The 14,487-nt window shown below is 59.0% G+C and carries 11 protein-coding genes; 9 read left to right on the top strand and 2 right to left on the bottom strand.

Features of this window, described 5'->3' with window-relative positions:
• Positions 1–118: 118 nt before the first annotated feature.
• Positions 119–1,657 (top strand): SulP family inorganic anion transporter, encoded by a 1,539-nt coding sequence (locus F1C16_RS01490; protein WP_185282626.1) that lies wholly within the window; start codon positions 119–121, stop codon positions 1,655–1,657.
• 1 nt (position 1,658) lies between these two features.
• On the opposite strand, the gene F1C16_RS01485 is transcribed toward F1C16_RS01490, so the two are convergent.
• Positions 1,659–2,423 carry a creatininase family protein gene (locus tag F1C16_RS01485; RefSeq protein WP_185282625.1) on the bottom strand — a complete coding sequence of 255 codons (765 nt, stop codon included), beginning with the start codon at positions 2,421–2,423 and terminating at the stop codon, positions 1,659–1,661.
• A 148-nt stretch (positions 2,424–2,571) separates the two neighbouring features.
• Between F1C16_RS01485 and F1C16_RS01480 the strand changes: the two genes are divergently transcribed.
• From F1C16_RS01480 to F1C16_RS01470, 3 genes are all read left to right on the top strand, one after another.
• A complete protein-coding gene (locus F1C16_RS01480; protein WP_185282624.1) occupies positions 2,572–2,901 on the top strand; it encodes a multidrug efflux SMR transporter in 330 nt (109 codons plus the stop codon).
• A 188-nt stretch (positions 2,902–3,089) separates the two neighbouring features.
• On the top strand, positions 3,090–4,178 hold the full coding sequence (gene proB, locus F1C16_RS01475; protein WP_185282623.1) for a glutamate 5-kinase: 1,089 nt from the start codon (positions 3,090–3,092) through the stop codon (positions 4,176–4,178).
• A 66-nt stretch (positions 4,179–4,244) separates the two neighbouring features.
• Positions 4,245–5,492: a glutamate-5-semialdehyde dehydrogenase gene (locus F1C16_RS01470; protein WP_185282622.1), complete on the top strand. Its 1,248-nt coding sequence runs from the start codon at positions 4,245–4,247 to the stop codon at positions 5,490–5,492.
• A gap of 173 nt (positions 5,493–5,665) precedes the next feature.
• Here F1C16_RS01470 and F1C16_RS01465 read toward each other — a convergent pair whose 3' ends face one another.
• Entirely contained in the window at positions 5,666–6,625 is a 960-nt protein-coding gene (locus tag F1C16_RS01465) for a formylglycine-generating enzyme family protein (protein WP_185282621.1), read from the bottom strand.
• Positions 6,626–6,857: 232 nt separating this feature from the next.
• Here F1C16_RS01465 and F1C16_RS01460 point away from each other — a divergent pair, with 232 nt between their 5' ends.
• From F1C16_RS01460 to F1C16_RS01440, 5 genes are all read left to right on the top strand, one after another.
• Positions 6,858–8,591 (top strand): arylsulfatase, encoded by a 1,734-nt coding sequence (locus F1C16_RS01460; protein WP_185282620.1) that lies wholly within the window; start codon positions 6,858–6,860, stop codon positions 8,589–8,591.
• A 91-nt stretch (positions 8,592–8,682) separates the two neighbouring features.
• Positions 8,683–10,680: a beta-L-arabinofuranosidase domain-containing protein gene (locus F1C16_RS01455; RefSeq protein WP_185282619.1), complete on the top strand. Its 1,998-nt coding sequence runs from the start codon at positions 8,683–8,685 to the stop codon at positions 10,678–10,680.
• A 322-nt stretch (positions 10,681–11,002) separates the two neighbouring features.
• A complete protein-coding gene (locus F1C16_RS01450; RefSeq protein WP_185282618.1) occupies positions 11,003–11,875 on the top strand; it encodes a sensor histidine kinase in 873 nt (290 codons plus the stop codon).
• 30 nt (positions 11,876–11,905) lie between these two features.
• Positions 11,906–12,691 (top strand): LytTR family DNA-binding domain-containing protein, encoded by a 786-nt coding sequence (locus tag F1C16_RS01445; RefSeq protein ID WP_185282617.1) that lies wholly within the window; start codon positions 11,906–11,908, stop codon positions 12,689–12,691.
• 188 nt (positions 12,692–12,879) lie between these two features.
• Positions 12,880–14,016: an alpha/beta hydrolase gene (locus tag F1C16_RS01440; protein ID WP_258048987.1), complete on the top strand. Its 1,137-nt coding sequence runs from the start codon at positions 12,880–12,882 to the stop codon at positions 14,014–14,016.
• Positions 14,017–14,487: the final 471 nt, after the last annotated feature.

Here is a 14,487-nt window from a genome sequence, read left to right as displayed (position 1 = left end):
CCCCTACCTTCTGTAGCGGCCTTTTCGCGCGTTTTTAGTTTTCTGATTTTTAACAGAATAGCTTCTCCAAGGCTTTTCTGGCCGACGGCGCACGCTAGTCGGAACATCTCCTCCTTGCATGATTCTTCTCGACAAGTTAACCAAGGGCTACAGCCCGAAGGACGAAGTATTAGCCGGCCTCACCACCGCCCTGGCCCTGGTGCCCGAAGTAGTGGCCTTTGCCTTGCTGGCGCACGTCAGCCCGCTGGTGGGCATCGGCTCAGCGTTTATTATTTGTTTGATTACCAGTATTCTGGGCGGCCGACCAGGCATGATTTCGGGTGCGGCTGGTTCGGTAGCCGTGGTGATTGTGAGTCTGGTGCAGCAACACGGCGTAGAGTACCTGTTTGCCGCCGTGGTGCTGATGGGTGTCATTCAGATTGGGGTAGGGCTACTAAGGCTGGGCAAGTTTATCCGGCTGGTGCCGCAGTCGGTGGTATTTGGCTTTGTCAATGGCCTGGCTATCATCATCTTTATGGCCCAACTGGAGCAGTTTAAGACCGAGGACGCGGCCGGCGCCACGCACTGGCTCACGGGCTCGGCGCTGTGGCTGATGCTGGGACTAGTGTTGCTCACCATGGCCATTGTGTATTTCCTACCTAAGCTCACGAAAGCGGTGCCGTCGTCGCTGGTGGCCATTTTGGTGGTGTCGGCGCTGGTGATTTTCGGTAACCTGCCTACCAAGTCAGTGGGCGATATTGCTTCTATCAGCGGTGGCTTGCCCCTACCCCACCTGCCGGCCATCCCCTTCACCTGGGACACGCTGGCGCTGGTGTTTCCCTACTCCGTCATCATGGCGCTGGTGGGCCTCACCGAAAGCCTGCTGACCCTGACGGTAGTGGACGAGCTGACCGACACCCGCGGCCGCGGCAACAAGGATTGCGTGGCCCAGGGCCTCGCCAACGTGGCTTCGGGCTTCACGGGCGGCATGGGCGGCTGCGCCATGATTGGGCAAACCATGGTAAATATTGAGTCGCGGGGGCGGCACCGGCTGTCGGGCATTGTGGCGGCGGTGGCGCTGGCGCTGTTCGTGCTGGTGGGCTCGTCGCTGATTGAGCGGCTACCACTGGCGGCGCTGGTGGGCGTAATGTTTATGGTGGTCATCGGCACGTTTGAGTGGGCCAGCCTGCGCATCATCGGCCGCATGCCCCTCACCGATGTGGTGGTGATGGCGCTGGTGACGCTTATCACGGCCATTTCGCAAAACCTGGCGCTGGCCGTGCTCATTGGCGTGGTGATTTCGGCGCTGGCCTTTGCCTGGGAAAACGCCCTGCGCATCCGCGCCCGCAAGCACCTCGACGAGCAGGGCCGCAAGCACTACGAGATTTTCGGGCCGCTGTTTTTCGGCTCCGTGGTGGCGTTCAACGAGAAGTTCGACCCGGCCGGCGACCCGCAGGAAGTTGTCATTGACTTCCGCGAAAGCCGCGTGACGGATCTGTCGGCCATCGAAGCCCTCAACAAGCTCACGGAGCGCTACGCCAAGCTGGGCAAAACCCTGCACCTGCGTCACCTCAGCCCCGACTGCCGCCGCCTACTCACCAACGCACAAGCACTGATTGATGTAAATTACTGGGGGGAAGACCCTACCTATAAGGTGGTGGCCGACACGGCGGAATAGGCTATTCGTATAAATCAGCCGGGTCAGCACCTGCCAAATCAACTAAAAACTGACCCAGTTCCTCAGTAAGCGCTTGTAGAAAAGCTTCGCCTTTTTCGGCCGTCGCGGCAGCGGGGTTGCCTACTCCTGTGTCGTCCGTTACCTGACTCCACTCGCGCTGTGCCCAAGCCCATGTGCGCAGGGCCGGAACCCGAAACTGCTTGCTGGTCCCCGCACCAGCTTCGGACAAGGGCAGTACCAAATGAGGCGCGATGTGTAGCATAGCACTTGTTTCCAACTCATCGGCGTGGTCGCCGGGGGCACTGAAGAAGCGGCTTCGGTCCACTATCTTAAACAAGTTGGCCGTGCACAAAAACACCTCCGGAAACTCTGCTTGCAGCTCCCGTAACATCTGCTGAAAATTATTACCGCCATGCCCATTCAGCACGAATAGCTTGGGAATTTTCTGGCGGACCAGCACCCGCACCAAATCGCGTAGGATGGCGAGTTGGGTACTGGGGTTCAGGTTCATATCCAGCAAAATATCCAGTTGACCGGTATTCACCCCGAATGGAATAGTAGGCAACACCATCACCTTCGCGCCCTGCTCCCACGCCAGCCGGGCAGCCTCCGCAGCCACATAATCACACTGAAAATTATCGGTGGCATAGGGCAGATGATAGTTGTGGGCTTCCGTGGCACCCCACGGGAGAATAACCACTTCGGGCGCATGGTCTTTCACATACTGCCAAGTTGTTTCTGCGAGGATGTAAGGACGAGGAATCATGGGGTATTTATCAGAGCCGAATAAAAAAGACGCGTTAGTTTGTACTACGTACAAACGCATTCTTAAAGTCAGGGCATCCTTTTCGGCGTATACTTTACGCTTATGATAACGTCCTTTCGTAACCTACCTTCCCCTACCCCTTTCTCCTATGCCTTGGCTTCTTCTATTTATTGCGGGTTTGTGTGAGGTAGGCTTTGCCGCCTGCCTGGGCAAAATGAAAGAAACCACCGGCACCACGGCTACACTGTGGCTGTTGGGATTCTTCGCCTTTCTTACGCTCAGCATGACGCTGCTTTACCGCGCCACCCAAACCCTACCCATCGGCACGGCCTACGCCGTCTGGACGGGTATTGGGGCTGTGGGCACGGTGCTGGTGGGCATTGTGGTGTTTCGGGAACCGGCCGACTTTTGGCGGGTCTTTTTTCTGACCACGCTCATTGCCTCTATTATTGGGCTGAAGTTCGTGTCGAATGAATAGGGCTATGGTTGAACTGTTGGCGTATCTACGCCTTAAACTATTAGATTGCGCACCGGCCTTCCTGCCCGCCGGAACGGTGTAGAGACGCATATTTGCGTCTCGTCGTTGAACGATTCGGGCGGCGGACGTTCAACGACGAGACGCAAATATGCGTCTCTATACCGCGCCAGACTAACTCAACACAACTCATGGCCCTACCTTACCATCGTCTCGTCGTCAAGATTGGTTCCAACGTACTGACCCAGGCCAACGGCACGCCCGATCTGGCTCGTATTGCCCACCTAGTAGAGCAGATTGCTACACTGAAACAGCCGGGGCGGGAGGTAATTGTGGTGTCGTCGGGGGCGGTGGCGGCGGGGCGCAGCCTAGTGCAGGTGACCGACAAGGCCGATGCCGTGAGCAGCCGCCAGCTGTTGGCCGCCGTGGGCCAAGTGAAGCTGCTGACCACCTACGCCGAGCTACTGGCTCGCCACCAGCTCACGTGCGCGCAGGTGCTGGTGACGAAAGAAGATTTCCGCGACCGGCAGCACTACCGCAACATGCAGAACTGCTTCCGGGCACTGCTCCAAAACAACATCATCCCCATTGTAAATGAGAATGATGTGATATCCGTAACGGAGCTGATGTTCACCGACAACGACGAGCTGGCCGGCCTGCTCGCCGCCATGCTCGACGCCGACGCCCTGCTGATTCTCAGCAATGTAGACGGCATCTACGACGGCGACCCGAAAGACCCCAGCTCCCACGTTATCCGCGAGATTGGCCCCGATACGCCCGATTTTTCGGCCTTCGTAACCACGCAACGCTCCCAGTTCGGGCGCGGCGGCATGATTACCAAGTGCCACATGGCCCACAAGGTGGCCCAGTTGGGCATTGCGGTGCACATCGCCAACGGCAAAACCGAAAACGTGCTGCCCCGCGTGCTGAGCGGCGAAGTAGTGAACACGCGCTTCCTACCCAGTCGCACGGCCTCGGGCCGCAAGAAGTGGCTGGCCCACGCCGAGCCAGCCGCCAAAGGCACCGTGCGCCTCAACGCGGGCGCCTGCGCGGCCCTCAACACGCCGGGCAAGGCTACCAGCTTGCTACCGGTAGGCGTAGTGACGGTGGAAGGCGAGTTTGAAAAGGGCGACATCATTCGGCTACTGGCTGAGGATGGCCGCGCCGTGGGCCTGGGTATGGCGGAGTACGATGCCACGCAAGCCCGCGAGCGGCTAGGCCAACAGCAGCAGAAGCCCCTGGTACACTACGATTATCTGTTTTTGAACGCTGATATTTAGCTGTTAGCTGATAGCTTCCAATCACGAACAACAGCTAACAGCTAACAGCTAATAGAAACCACGCCTATGAACCTCACGCCTACTTTCGAAGCCACACAGCAAGCCAGCCGCACCCTCGCGCAAGTCTCCCCCGATACCATCAACGCGGTGTTGCTGGCGGTGGCCGAGGCTGCCGTGCAGCACACCGAGTTCATCCTGACCGAAAACGCGAAAGACTTGGCGCGCATGGCTTCCGACGACCCCAAGTACGACCGGCTTCAGCTTTCAGCGGCGCGCATCCAAGCCATTGCCGACGACCTGCGCAACGTGGCTTCTCTACCCTCTCCGCTCGGCAACGTGCTCACTGAAACCGACCTCGCCAACGGCCTGCACCTGCGCAAAGTGCGCGTGCCGCTGGGCGTGGTGGGCATCATCTACGAAGCGCGGCCCAACGTGACCTTCGACGTGGTGGCGCTGTGCCTGAAAACCGGCAACGCCTGCGTGCTGAAAGGTGGCTCCGATGCCGATTTTTCCAACCGCGCCATCATCTCCGTTATCCACGAAGTGCTGCGCCAGCACGACCTTGACTCAGCCGTGGCTACCCTGCTCCCCGCCGACCGCGAAGCCACCGCCGCCCTGCTGCAAGCCGTGGGTTATGTGGATGTATTGATTCCGCGCGGCAGCCAGCAGCTCATTGATTTCGTGCGCAACAACGCCCGCGTGCCCGTCATCGAAACCGGCGCGGGCATTGTACACACCTACTTCGACGAAACCGCCGATTTGGCGAAGGGCCGTGCCATTGTGGCCAACGCCAAAACGCGCCGCGTGAGCGTGTGCAACTCGCTGGACTGTCTGCTCCTGCACGAAAGCCGCCTCATCGACCTGCCTACCCTGCTCGCACCGCTGGCCACCGCGGGTGTGCTCCTGCACGCCGACGAACGCGCCTACCCTGCCCTGCGCGGCGTGTACCCCGCCGAGTTGCTGCAACCTGCCCGGCCCGAGGATTTCGGCACCGAGTTCCTGTCGTTGCAGCTGGCCGTGAAAACGGTAGGTAGCCTCGACGAGGCTCTGAACCACATTGCCCACCACGGCTCCAAGCACAGCGAGGCCATTGTGTCGGAAGACGCGGCGCACATCGAGCGTTTTTTGAACGCCGTGGACGCCGCCGCCGTGTACGCCAACGCTTCTACCGCCTTCACCGATGGCGCACAGTTTGGCCTAGGGGCCGAAATCGGCATCAGCACGCAGAAGCTGCACGCCCGCGGCCCCATGGGCCTGGAGGAGCTGACCAGCTACAAGTGGCAAGTGCGTGGCAACGGGCAGGTGCGGGCATAGCGGCACGCGCTATATGCTGGCGCTTGCCGGTCCGACGCCGTAGGCGTCCGACCGGTTGTCGTTGCCCGAGCTTCGTGCTGACGCTTGCCTCTCCTACCTCTATTGGCGCGAACATCAGCAACGAAAACCGGTCGGACGCCTACGGCGTCGGACCGGCAGACGACGGCAAGCAGCTACAAATCCTGCACACACCGAAAGCCCACGTGCATGAGGGCGGTTTCGGGGGTGCTACCCGCCCTACCCGACACGCGGTAGCCGTGGCACCAGCCTGGCTCGCATAGGAAAGAACCGCCCCGCTGGGCGCGCTCGGTGGTAGGCGAGTTGGCCACGGCCACCGAGTCCATGATGTCGGCGTAGGTGAGCTTGTAGTTGGCGCACCACTCCCACACGTTGCCCGACATATCGGCCAGGCCCAGCGGCGACGTGCCGAACGAGCCTACCGGCGCGGCGTAGTGGAAACCGTCGGTCTGGCGGTCGAAATCGGGGAAGGTGCCGTTCCAGGTGTTGGCCGTGAACTTGCCGTGCACTTGCAGGCTGTCGCCGGCGGGGTAGAGCGTGCGGGTGTTGCGGCCATTGCGGGCAGCGTGTTCCCACTCTATTTCATCAGGTAGGCGCTTGCCAGCCCACTTGGCGTACGCCTGCGCATCATTCCATGATACTTGCGTGACGGGCTGGTCGGGCGCGGCGGGGCCGGCTTCGGGGCCGTAGGGGTACTGCCAATTGGCTCCATCTTTCAGGCCCCATTGCTTGGTGGTTTCGTCCAGCACGCCACCGTTGCCGAAGTGCTCGGCCTCTGTTTTGTAGCCGGTAGCCTGCACGAAAGCCCGAAACTGCCCTACCGTCACTTCGTGCTGATCCATTAGAAAAGGCTTCACCAGCACCCAAAACGCGGGCTTTTCCTGCGCCACGCCATCGGCGGAACCAACCTGAGTGTAACCGCCGGGCACGTACACCATCCCGGCCGGCACGGCAGCGGGCAGAGCGTTGGTTGGAGCTGTTTTTTGCGCCGGCTCGTGAGTAAACACCGTGATGGTAGGCGAATACTTCCGTTGCTCAAGTGGGCCAGATTCGCAGGCGCTTAGTGCCAGCAGTAGGCTACCGGCACACAGACTATTGAGCAGAAAATGACGCATCAGCATACATGACGAAAGATTGGACGGGGTAATACAGCACGAGCAAATGTCAGCACATACTGCTTGCGGAAGCAACCGGATTGCGGTTTGTTCACGCCAATAGAACACAAATCTTTATAGGCATCATACTCAATATGCTAAAATGATTTAGCTTGTCGGCTGGTTCTTCTGGGTTAATGAGGTTCGCGGCATCCTTTTGCGGTGGGCTTCCGTGTCTCTTACCAGCAATAGCATGTTTCGTCTACCAGTCAAAAACACTGGGCGCTACGCCTACCACGCCGTTAGCAGTGCACTGGCCTTGGTGGTGCTGATGGGCTCTATGGCCTTCACCCTGGCACCATCCAAATCGGCCAAACGCCCCAACATCATCCTCATCATGGCCGACGACCTGGGCTACTCCGATCTAGGTTGCTACGGTGGCGAAATCAACACGCCCAATCTGGACAAGCTCGCCAAGGATGGGCTTCGTTTCAATGCTTGCTACAACACGGGCCGGTGCTGCCCTACCCGCGCTTCCATGCTCACGGGCCTGTATCCGCACCAGGCGGGTATTGGCAAAATGACGTTTGCTGAGGGCAAACCTGGTTATCAGGGCACGCTGGATAAGCACACTGTAACCATTGCCGAGGCCTTGCGCGCGGCCGGCTACCAGACCGGTATGGTAGGCAAGTGGCATATTTCGGAAACGGTGGGGCGCAAAGACAACGCGGAGCAACTGAAGTGGCTGGCCCACCAAGCCGACTACGGCGTATTTTCTGACCCCAACACCTACCCCACGGGCCGCGGCTTCGAGAAGTTCTACGGCACCATTTGGGGCGTGGTCGATTACTTCGACCCGTTCAGCCTGGTGTACGGCAACCAGCCGGTGAAAACGGTACCCAAGGATTTTTACTACACCAATGCCATCGGCGATACGGCGGTGTCGTTTGTGCGGCAGTTTGGCAAGCAGGCTGATAAGCCGTTTTTCATGTACGTGGCCTATACGGCCCCGCACTGGCCCATTCAGGCCCTACCCGAGGATATCAAAAAGTACGAAAACACTTACAAAAATGGCTGGCAGGCGCTGCGGCAGAGCCGCTACAAGCGCATCATCGACCTGAAGCTGTTTGACCCAGCCACCACGCCGCTGCCGGACTTTATGTTTCCGAAAAAGGACTGGGCCACCAACCCTACTAAGGACTGGGACGCGCACGCCATGGCCGTGCACGCGGCCATGGTCGACCGCATGGACCAGAACATAGGCCACCTGATTGCGGAGTTGAAGCGCACCAAACAGCTCGATAACACCATCATCCTATTTTTATCCGACAACGGTGCCAGCTCAGAAGACCCCACCGAATACGGCCCCGGCTTCGACCGGGCCGGCAGCACCCGCGAGGGCCAAACGGTGGCGTTTCCGACCAAGAAAGAAGTCCTGCCCAATGGGCAACTAGTGCACGCTGGTATTGGCGCAGTGTGGGCTCACAGCATCAACACGCCGTTTCGCTACTACAAGGCCAAGCAGCACGAAGGCGGCATTACCACTCCTTTGATTGTGCATTGGCCCCAGGGCGTGCAGCAGCCCGGCCGCTTGGTGCGCGAGCCGCTGCACGTGATTGATATGATGAGCACGTTCCTGGATCTGGCGCAGGCTTCCTACCCTAACACCTTCGAGGGGCGCACCATCACACCTACCCCCGGCAAGAGCTTTGTGCCATTGTTGACCTCGTCCAAGGCGCCAGCCCAGCGTATTCACCCGGAGTTGTTCTGGGAGCATTTCGGCGCGGCGGCGTTCCGGCAGCAAGATTGGAAGATTGTGCGCCTGGACGCCAACGCGCCCTGGGAATTGTACGACCTCAAAAACAACCGCTCAGAAACCAAGAACCTGGCCACCCAATACCCCGACCGCGTGACGGCCATGAGTCAGCGCTGGCAGCAGTTGGCCGAGGAATACAAAGTCTTTCCGAAGCCCACGGCTCAACAGTAGCCTCTCCAAGTACTGAAACTACTTCGGAAGCGACAAAGGCAGTAGCAAGCGGCTTCGGTCGGCTTCTCCCCCACCCTACCACCCTACCCCCATGACCTTTCTCACCCGCTTTGTTTTTCCGTTGACCGCGGCGCTGCTCCCCCTACGCGGATACGCCCAAACGCCGCCAACACCTACCCCCACCGCTCCCAACTCTGCGGCTTTTCAGGCTAGTGCGTTTCAGATGATGCCTCTGGGTGCGGTGAAACCGGCGGGTTGGCTTCAGCGCCAGCTGCGTATTCAGGCCGATGGGTTGACAGGCCATTTGGACGAATTTTGGTCCGATGTGGGGCCGAACAGTGCCTGGCTAGGTGGCTCGGGCGAGGGCTGGGAACGAGGCCCCTACTACCTCGACGGGCTGTTACCCCTGGCCTACCTCCTCGACGATACTACCCTGAAAGCCAAGGCACAGAAATGGATTGACTGGACCTTGCAAAGTCAACGGCCCGATGGTGCCATCGGCCCCGCCAAAAACAAGGATTGGTGGCCGAATATGCTGGTGCTTAAAAGTCTGATGCAGTATCAGGAAGCGACAGGTGACAAGCGCGTGGTCCCCTTCATGGAGAAATACTTCGCCTACCAGAGCAGCCAACTGGCTGCTAATCCGCTACACGAGTGGGCCAAGTACCGCTGGGCCGAGGAGCTGCTGCCCATCCGGTGGGTGTACGAAAAGACCAAGAATCCACAACTGCTGACGCTGGCCCGGCAGCTGGCCGGGCAGGGCTACAACTGGCAACAGATGTACGCGCAGTTTCCCTTCACCGAGCCAACGTCGGTAGAAAGCCTGGGCCTACCGAAAGGTTTAACCGACAAATCCTTGCAAGCCCACGGCGTCAATAATGCCATGGCGCTGAAAATGCCCGCGCTTTGGGGCATGACTGGCGGCACCACTGCTGACCGTCAGAGCATCTACCAACAAATCAAGGTATTGGACCAGTACCACGGGCTACCCAACGGCATGTATAGCGGCGACGAGCACTTCTCGGGCCGCAACCCGTCGCAGGGCATTGAACTGTGCGCGGTGGTAGAGGCGCAGTACTCCTACGAGCAGTTGCTAGCCCTACTCGGCGACCCTGCTTTTGGCGACCGGCTGGAGAAAATCACCTTCAACGCCCTACCCGCCACCTTCGACCCTACCATGTGGGCGCACCAGTACGACCAGCAGCCCAACCAGGTGCTGGTGAGTAAAGCCAAACGACAGTGGTCCACCAACGGCGACGACTCCAACGTATATGGCCTGGAGCCGTGGTTCGGGTGCTGCACGGCCAACATGCACCAGGGCTGGCCCAAGTTTGCGGCCAATCTCTGGATGACCTCGCCCGACGATGGCCTGGTGGCCGCGGCCTATGCGCCCAACGAGCTAACCACTAGGGTAGGTAAAGCGGACATCACCATCCGCGAGGAAACCGACTACCCCTTCCGCGACAACATTCGGTTTGTGGTGGCGAAATCGGCTAAGAAAGTGGCTTTCCCGTTGCGCCTGCGCATCCCGGCCTGGGCCGATAAAGCGACGGTAACGGTGAATGGCAAACCCGTGGCCAATGCTCCGAAGGCTGGCACATTTTACCAGCTAAAGCGCCGCTGGCAGCAGGGCGATGTGGTGGAGCTACGCCTACCCATGGACGTGCGCGTGCAGCCGGGCTACAACCAGTCGGTATCGGTGGAGCGTGGGCCGCTGGTGTATGGGCTGAAGCTGGGCGAGCAGTGGGACAAACTGCGCGACCGGCCCAACCAAGCCGACGACTACACCGTGCGGGCCACTACCCCCTGGAACTACGGGCTGTTGCTACCCTCAGCCAACCCCGCCAATGCATTTCAGGTGAAGGAGTTGCCGACTACTGGCGTAGTCTTTTCGCCGGATAGTGCACCCGTTGAGTTGCGCGTGCAGGGCATGCGCCTACCCGAGTGGCAGATGGCGCAGAACTCGGCTGGTCCGCCGCCGGCAAGTCCGGTAGCCCGGCCTGCCGGGGCCACTCCCGAAACGCTGACGCTTATTCCGTACGGCGCTACTAATCTACGCATTACGTCCTTTCCGGTGGTGCGGCCGTAGCTCAGCGTACACCACCATCGCATAGCTCATCAAAAATCACTTGTTAGCATGAGTAGAGCCTACTGGCTGCTACAGACATCAGGCCCAACTTAGCCGGGTACAGTTACGTTGGAGTAGACCTCTTTTGATTTGTTCCGCATGTTATTACTACACCGCCTTACGTGGTTTCGGGTGGCCCTGGCCTGGGGCGTGTTCACGCTGTTCATGATTTTGCTCGTGTATGGGCAGGCCCTCACCAGTGGCTTGTCGGTGCACTGGCGCACGGCGGTGCTGGGGCCGCTGGTCTACGGCGTCATTGGCACCCTGCTCACGCCGGTGGTCTTTGAGCTGGCTACGCGCTTCAACCTCACCGCAGGTCGGCGGCGCTGGCTGGCCTACCTGCTGGTGCACGCCCGTAGCAAGTGTGCTGATTACGGTGCTCTACCGGGCCGCCTACCTCGCGCTGCTCTACCTAATGGCCGTGCCGGGCGTGCGGCTTTCCTGGGCGGCTATTCTGGGCTCGGTCAACGTCTGGATTCCGATTTATTGGATGGTGCTGTTTGTGGCCTATGCCCTGGACTTTTACCACAAGTGGCAGCACCGCAACCTGGAAGCCGCCCGCCTGGAAACTCAGCTGGTGCAGGCCCAATTGCACGCGCTGAAACAGCAGCTCAATCCGCATTTTCTCTTCAATACCCTCAACGCTCTTTCTACGCTGATTGAGGACGAGCCCCGTGCGGCTCAGCGCATGACCGCCAAGCTCGGCGAGTTTCTGCGCCTGGTGCTCGACCACACTGAAGCTCAGCAAGTACCTCTGGCCGAGGAGCTGCATTTCGTGCAGCTCTACCTCGACATCGAGCAGGTGCGCTTCTCCGACCGTCTCACCTTCACGCACCACGTAGAGCCGGCCGCCCTACCCGCCTTGGTGCCGCACCTGCTGTTGCAGCCTCTAATTGAAAACGCCGTGCAGCATGGGCTGGCGGCGGTGGGCGGCGGCAGCATTCAGCTGCAAGCGCATCGGCAGGACAACCAGCTTGTGCTGGAAGTGCACAACAGCGGCAGCAGCCCCCATGCTAGTAGTGTACGTGGGGTAGGGCTGGCCAATACCGAGCAGCGGCTGCGCACCTTGTACGGTAGCCGCTACGTACTTACCCTACGCTCGGGCGCAGAGCAGGGCACGGTGGTTCGCCTGGAGCTGCCCTTCCAGACAAATTAATCCTACCCTAATTCTGGTTTGCTGCTTCCTATGTCGTCGATTCGTACGTTGATTGTAGATGATGAGCCACTTGCCCGCCGACGCATTACCCAGCTCCTGACCCATGCTCCCGACTTCACGGTGCAGGGCCAGTGCAGCAACGGCGCCGAGGCCCTGGCTGCCCTATCTGGCGATGCGGAGGTAGACCTGGTGTTTATGGATGTGCAGATGCCCGACTTCACGGGCTTGCAGGTACTCCAGCAACTTCAGGAGCGACCAATTCCGCTGGTAGTCTTCGTGACGGCCTATGACCGCTACACCCTACAGGCTTTTGAAGCCCACGCACTCGACTATCTGCTCAAACCCCTCGACCCCGACCGCTTCACCCGCTGCCTGGCCCACGTGCGCCAGCGCATGGCGCAGCACCAAGCCAAGCAGCTGCACCAGCAACTCACTTCCTTCCTGAGCACCCTACCCAGCCCCGCCGCTGCACCCACGTTTTCTACCCAATTGCTGGTGAAGCAGCCTGGGCGCCTCTACTTTGTGCCTACAGCACAGGTGCAATACCTGGAGGCTACCGGCAACTACGTAACCGTGTATGCCCAGGGGCAGCCCCACGTGTTGCGCTCTACCCTCAGCCAGCTGGAGCGCCAACTCGACCCCAGCGTATTTTTGCGCATTCACCGCTCGCTTATTGTGAACACCCAGCAGGTGAAAGAGCTACGGCCCTGGGCTCACGGCGAGTACCTCCTCACGCTACAAGACGGCCAACACCTGACCTCCTCGCGCAGCTACAACGACGCCATTCAGCAGTTTTTGAAGCAGTTTATTTCTTGAACTGCTTGTGAGCAGCTTGGCTAGCTGAACAGGCAAACCGGACCGACTACCCCTTTTACAGTACAGCTTGTCCCTGATAATAGCCAACTCGCCCCTGCCAGGAGGCGGGTACGCATCAGCAGGCGTATGAGGGGTGACTCGTTAGCTAGCGGTTTTGACTAGGCTAACGGGCTCCACCCCTCACCCTTATGATGAACTTCATGAACAATCATCTTTCCTCTCTGACCACTGCGCGGACCTGGTCCCGGCGCGTGGTTTCTGCGCTTTTCCTAGCTGGTGTACTGGCCGGCGCTACTTCCTGCAACGACGATTCTGACTCCGATAGCTCCGGCATCAAACCCGCCGGCCCAAAGCCCGAATGGGGTCCAACGATTCACCCGGAGATGCAAACCGTCATCGAAAAGCTCGACCAGCTTAGCAATGGGGTTGCGCTCACGTCGCTCACGCCGCAGCAAGCCCGCATGGCGCCTTCGGCTACCGATGCGGCCATGGCCGTGATGCGTGATTATAACATACCCGCTCCCGTGTCGCAGGTAGACACCACCGGGCAGCGCATTCCGGTATCGGGTGGCACGATTCGCGTACGCATCTACCGTCCCAAAAATATGACGGGTACCTTGCCAGCCATTGTGTATTACCACGGCGGCGGCTGGGTTATTGCCAACCTGAACACCTATGATCCATCGGCGCGGGCCTTGTCGGAGCAGACGGGCGCCGTAGTGGTATCAGTGGCCTACCGTCAGGCGCCAGAGTTTAAGTTTCCTACCGCCCACAACGACTCGTTTGCAGCCTACCGCTGGGTACGTGACAACGCTACTACCCTCAACATCAACGCCCAGCGCATTGCGGTGGCCGGCGAAAGCGCCGGGGGCAACCTAGCTGGGGCAGTATGCCTAATGGCCCGCGACGCTTCGGTGCCGCTCCCTGTGCACCAACTGCTGGTGTACCCCATTGCCCGCTACGACATGAACACCACCTCCTATACGCAGTACGCCAACGCCAAGCCCTTAAGCAAGCCGCTGATGCAGTGGTTCTACGACAAGTACCTGACGAGCTCTGCTGACGGCACTAACCCACTGATTTCACTGGTGAATGCTACCAACTTGGGCGGCCTACCCCCAGCTACGGTCATCAACGCTGAAATTGACCCGCTGCAAAGCGAAGGTCAAGAGTACGCCAGCAAGCTGAAAGCCGCCGGTGTGCCGGTAACAGCGAAGGTGTATGAGGGCGTAACGCACGAGTTCTTCGGCATGGCCACGGTAGTACCCGAAGCCCGCGAAGCGCAGGCCTTGGCTGCCTCAGAACTGAAGAAGAGTTTGCAGTAGCCTTCTGCTACTACTGCTTTCAACAAGCAAAACGGCACGGTACCCAATGGGTACCGTGCCGTTTTTGTTTTGGCCTTAACTCGCTTCGGTGTGGGTGTGCTATTTCAAGGGTGTGGTAAGGAAGAAAAGAGGTAGCTAGAGAGTGTCATATCAAGAGGAAACAGGGCACTAGATATTGCGGCCAAGAATACCATTACAGTCTACCTCTTCTATTTGCTAAGATTTACAAAAACAGGTTGAGATAAATCAGCTGAAAGCACCAAAAGCACCATACGAATTCTTCTATCCTTGACGCCCCAAAACTCATCTATAAGCATAATACCACAAAATAAAACAATTTTTATACTCCCAACACCTTGCTTATTCAGACTACTTTTATAAAAAAAATAAAAAGATACATTGCTATTTTAAGAAGCTTATCTACTTTGGTCGGATTAAAACAGGTAAACCGGTAGGCATATTGTTGAATGG

This window comes from Hymenobacter sp. NBH84 (assembly GCF_014217645.1).
Classification (GTDB): Bacteria; Bacteroidota; Bacteroidia; order Cytophagales; family Hymenobacteraceae; genus Hymenobacter; species Hymenobacter profundi.
Note: the sequence above shows the minus strand (reverse complement) of the source record. Positions and strands in the feature narration are given on the sequence as shown.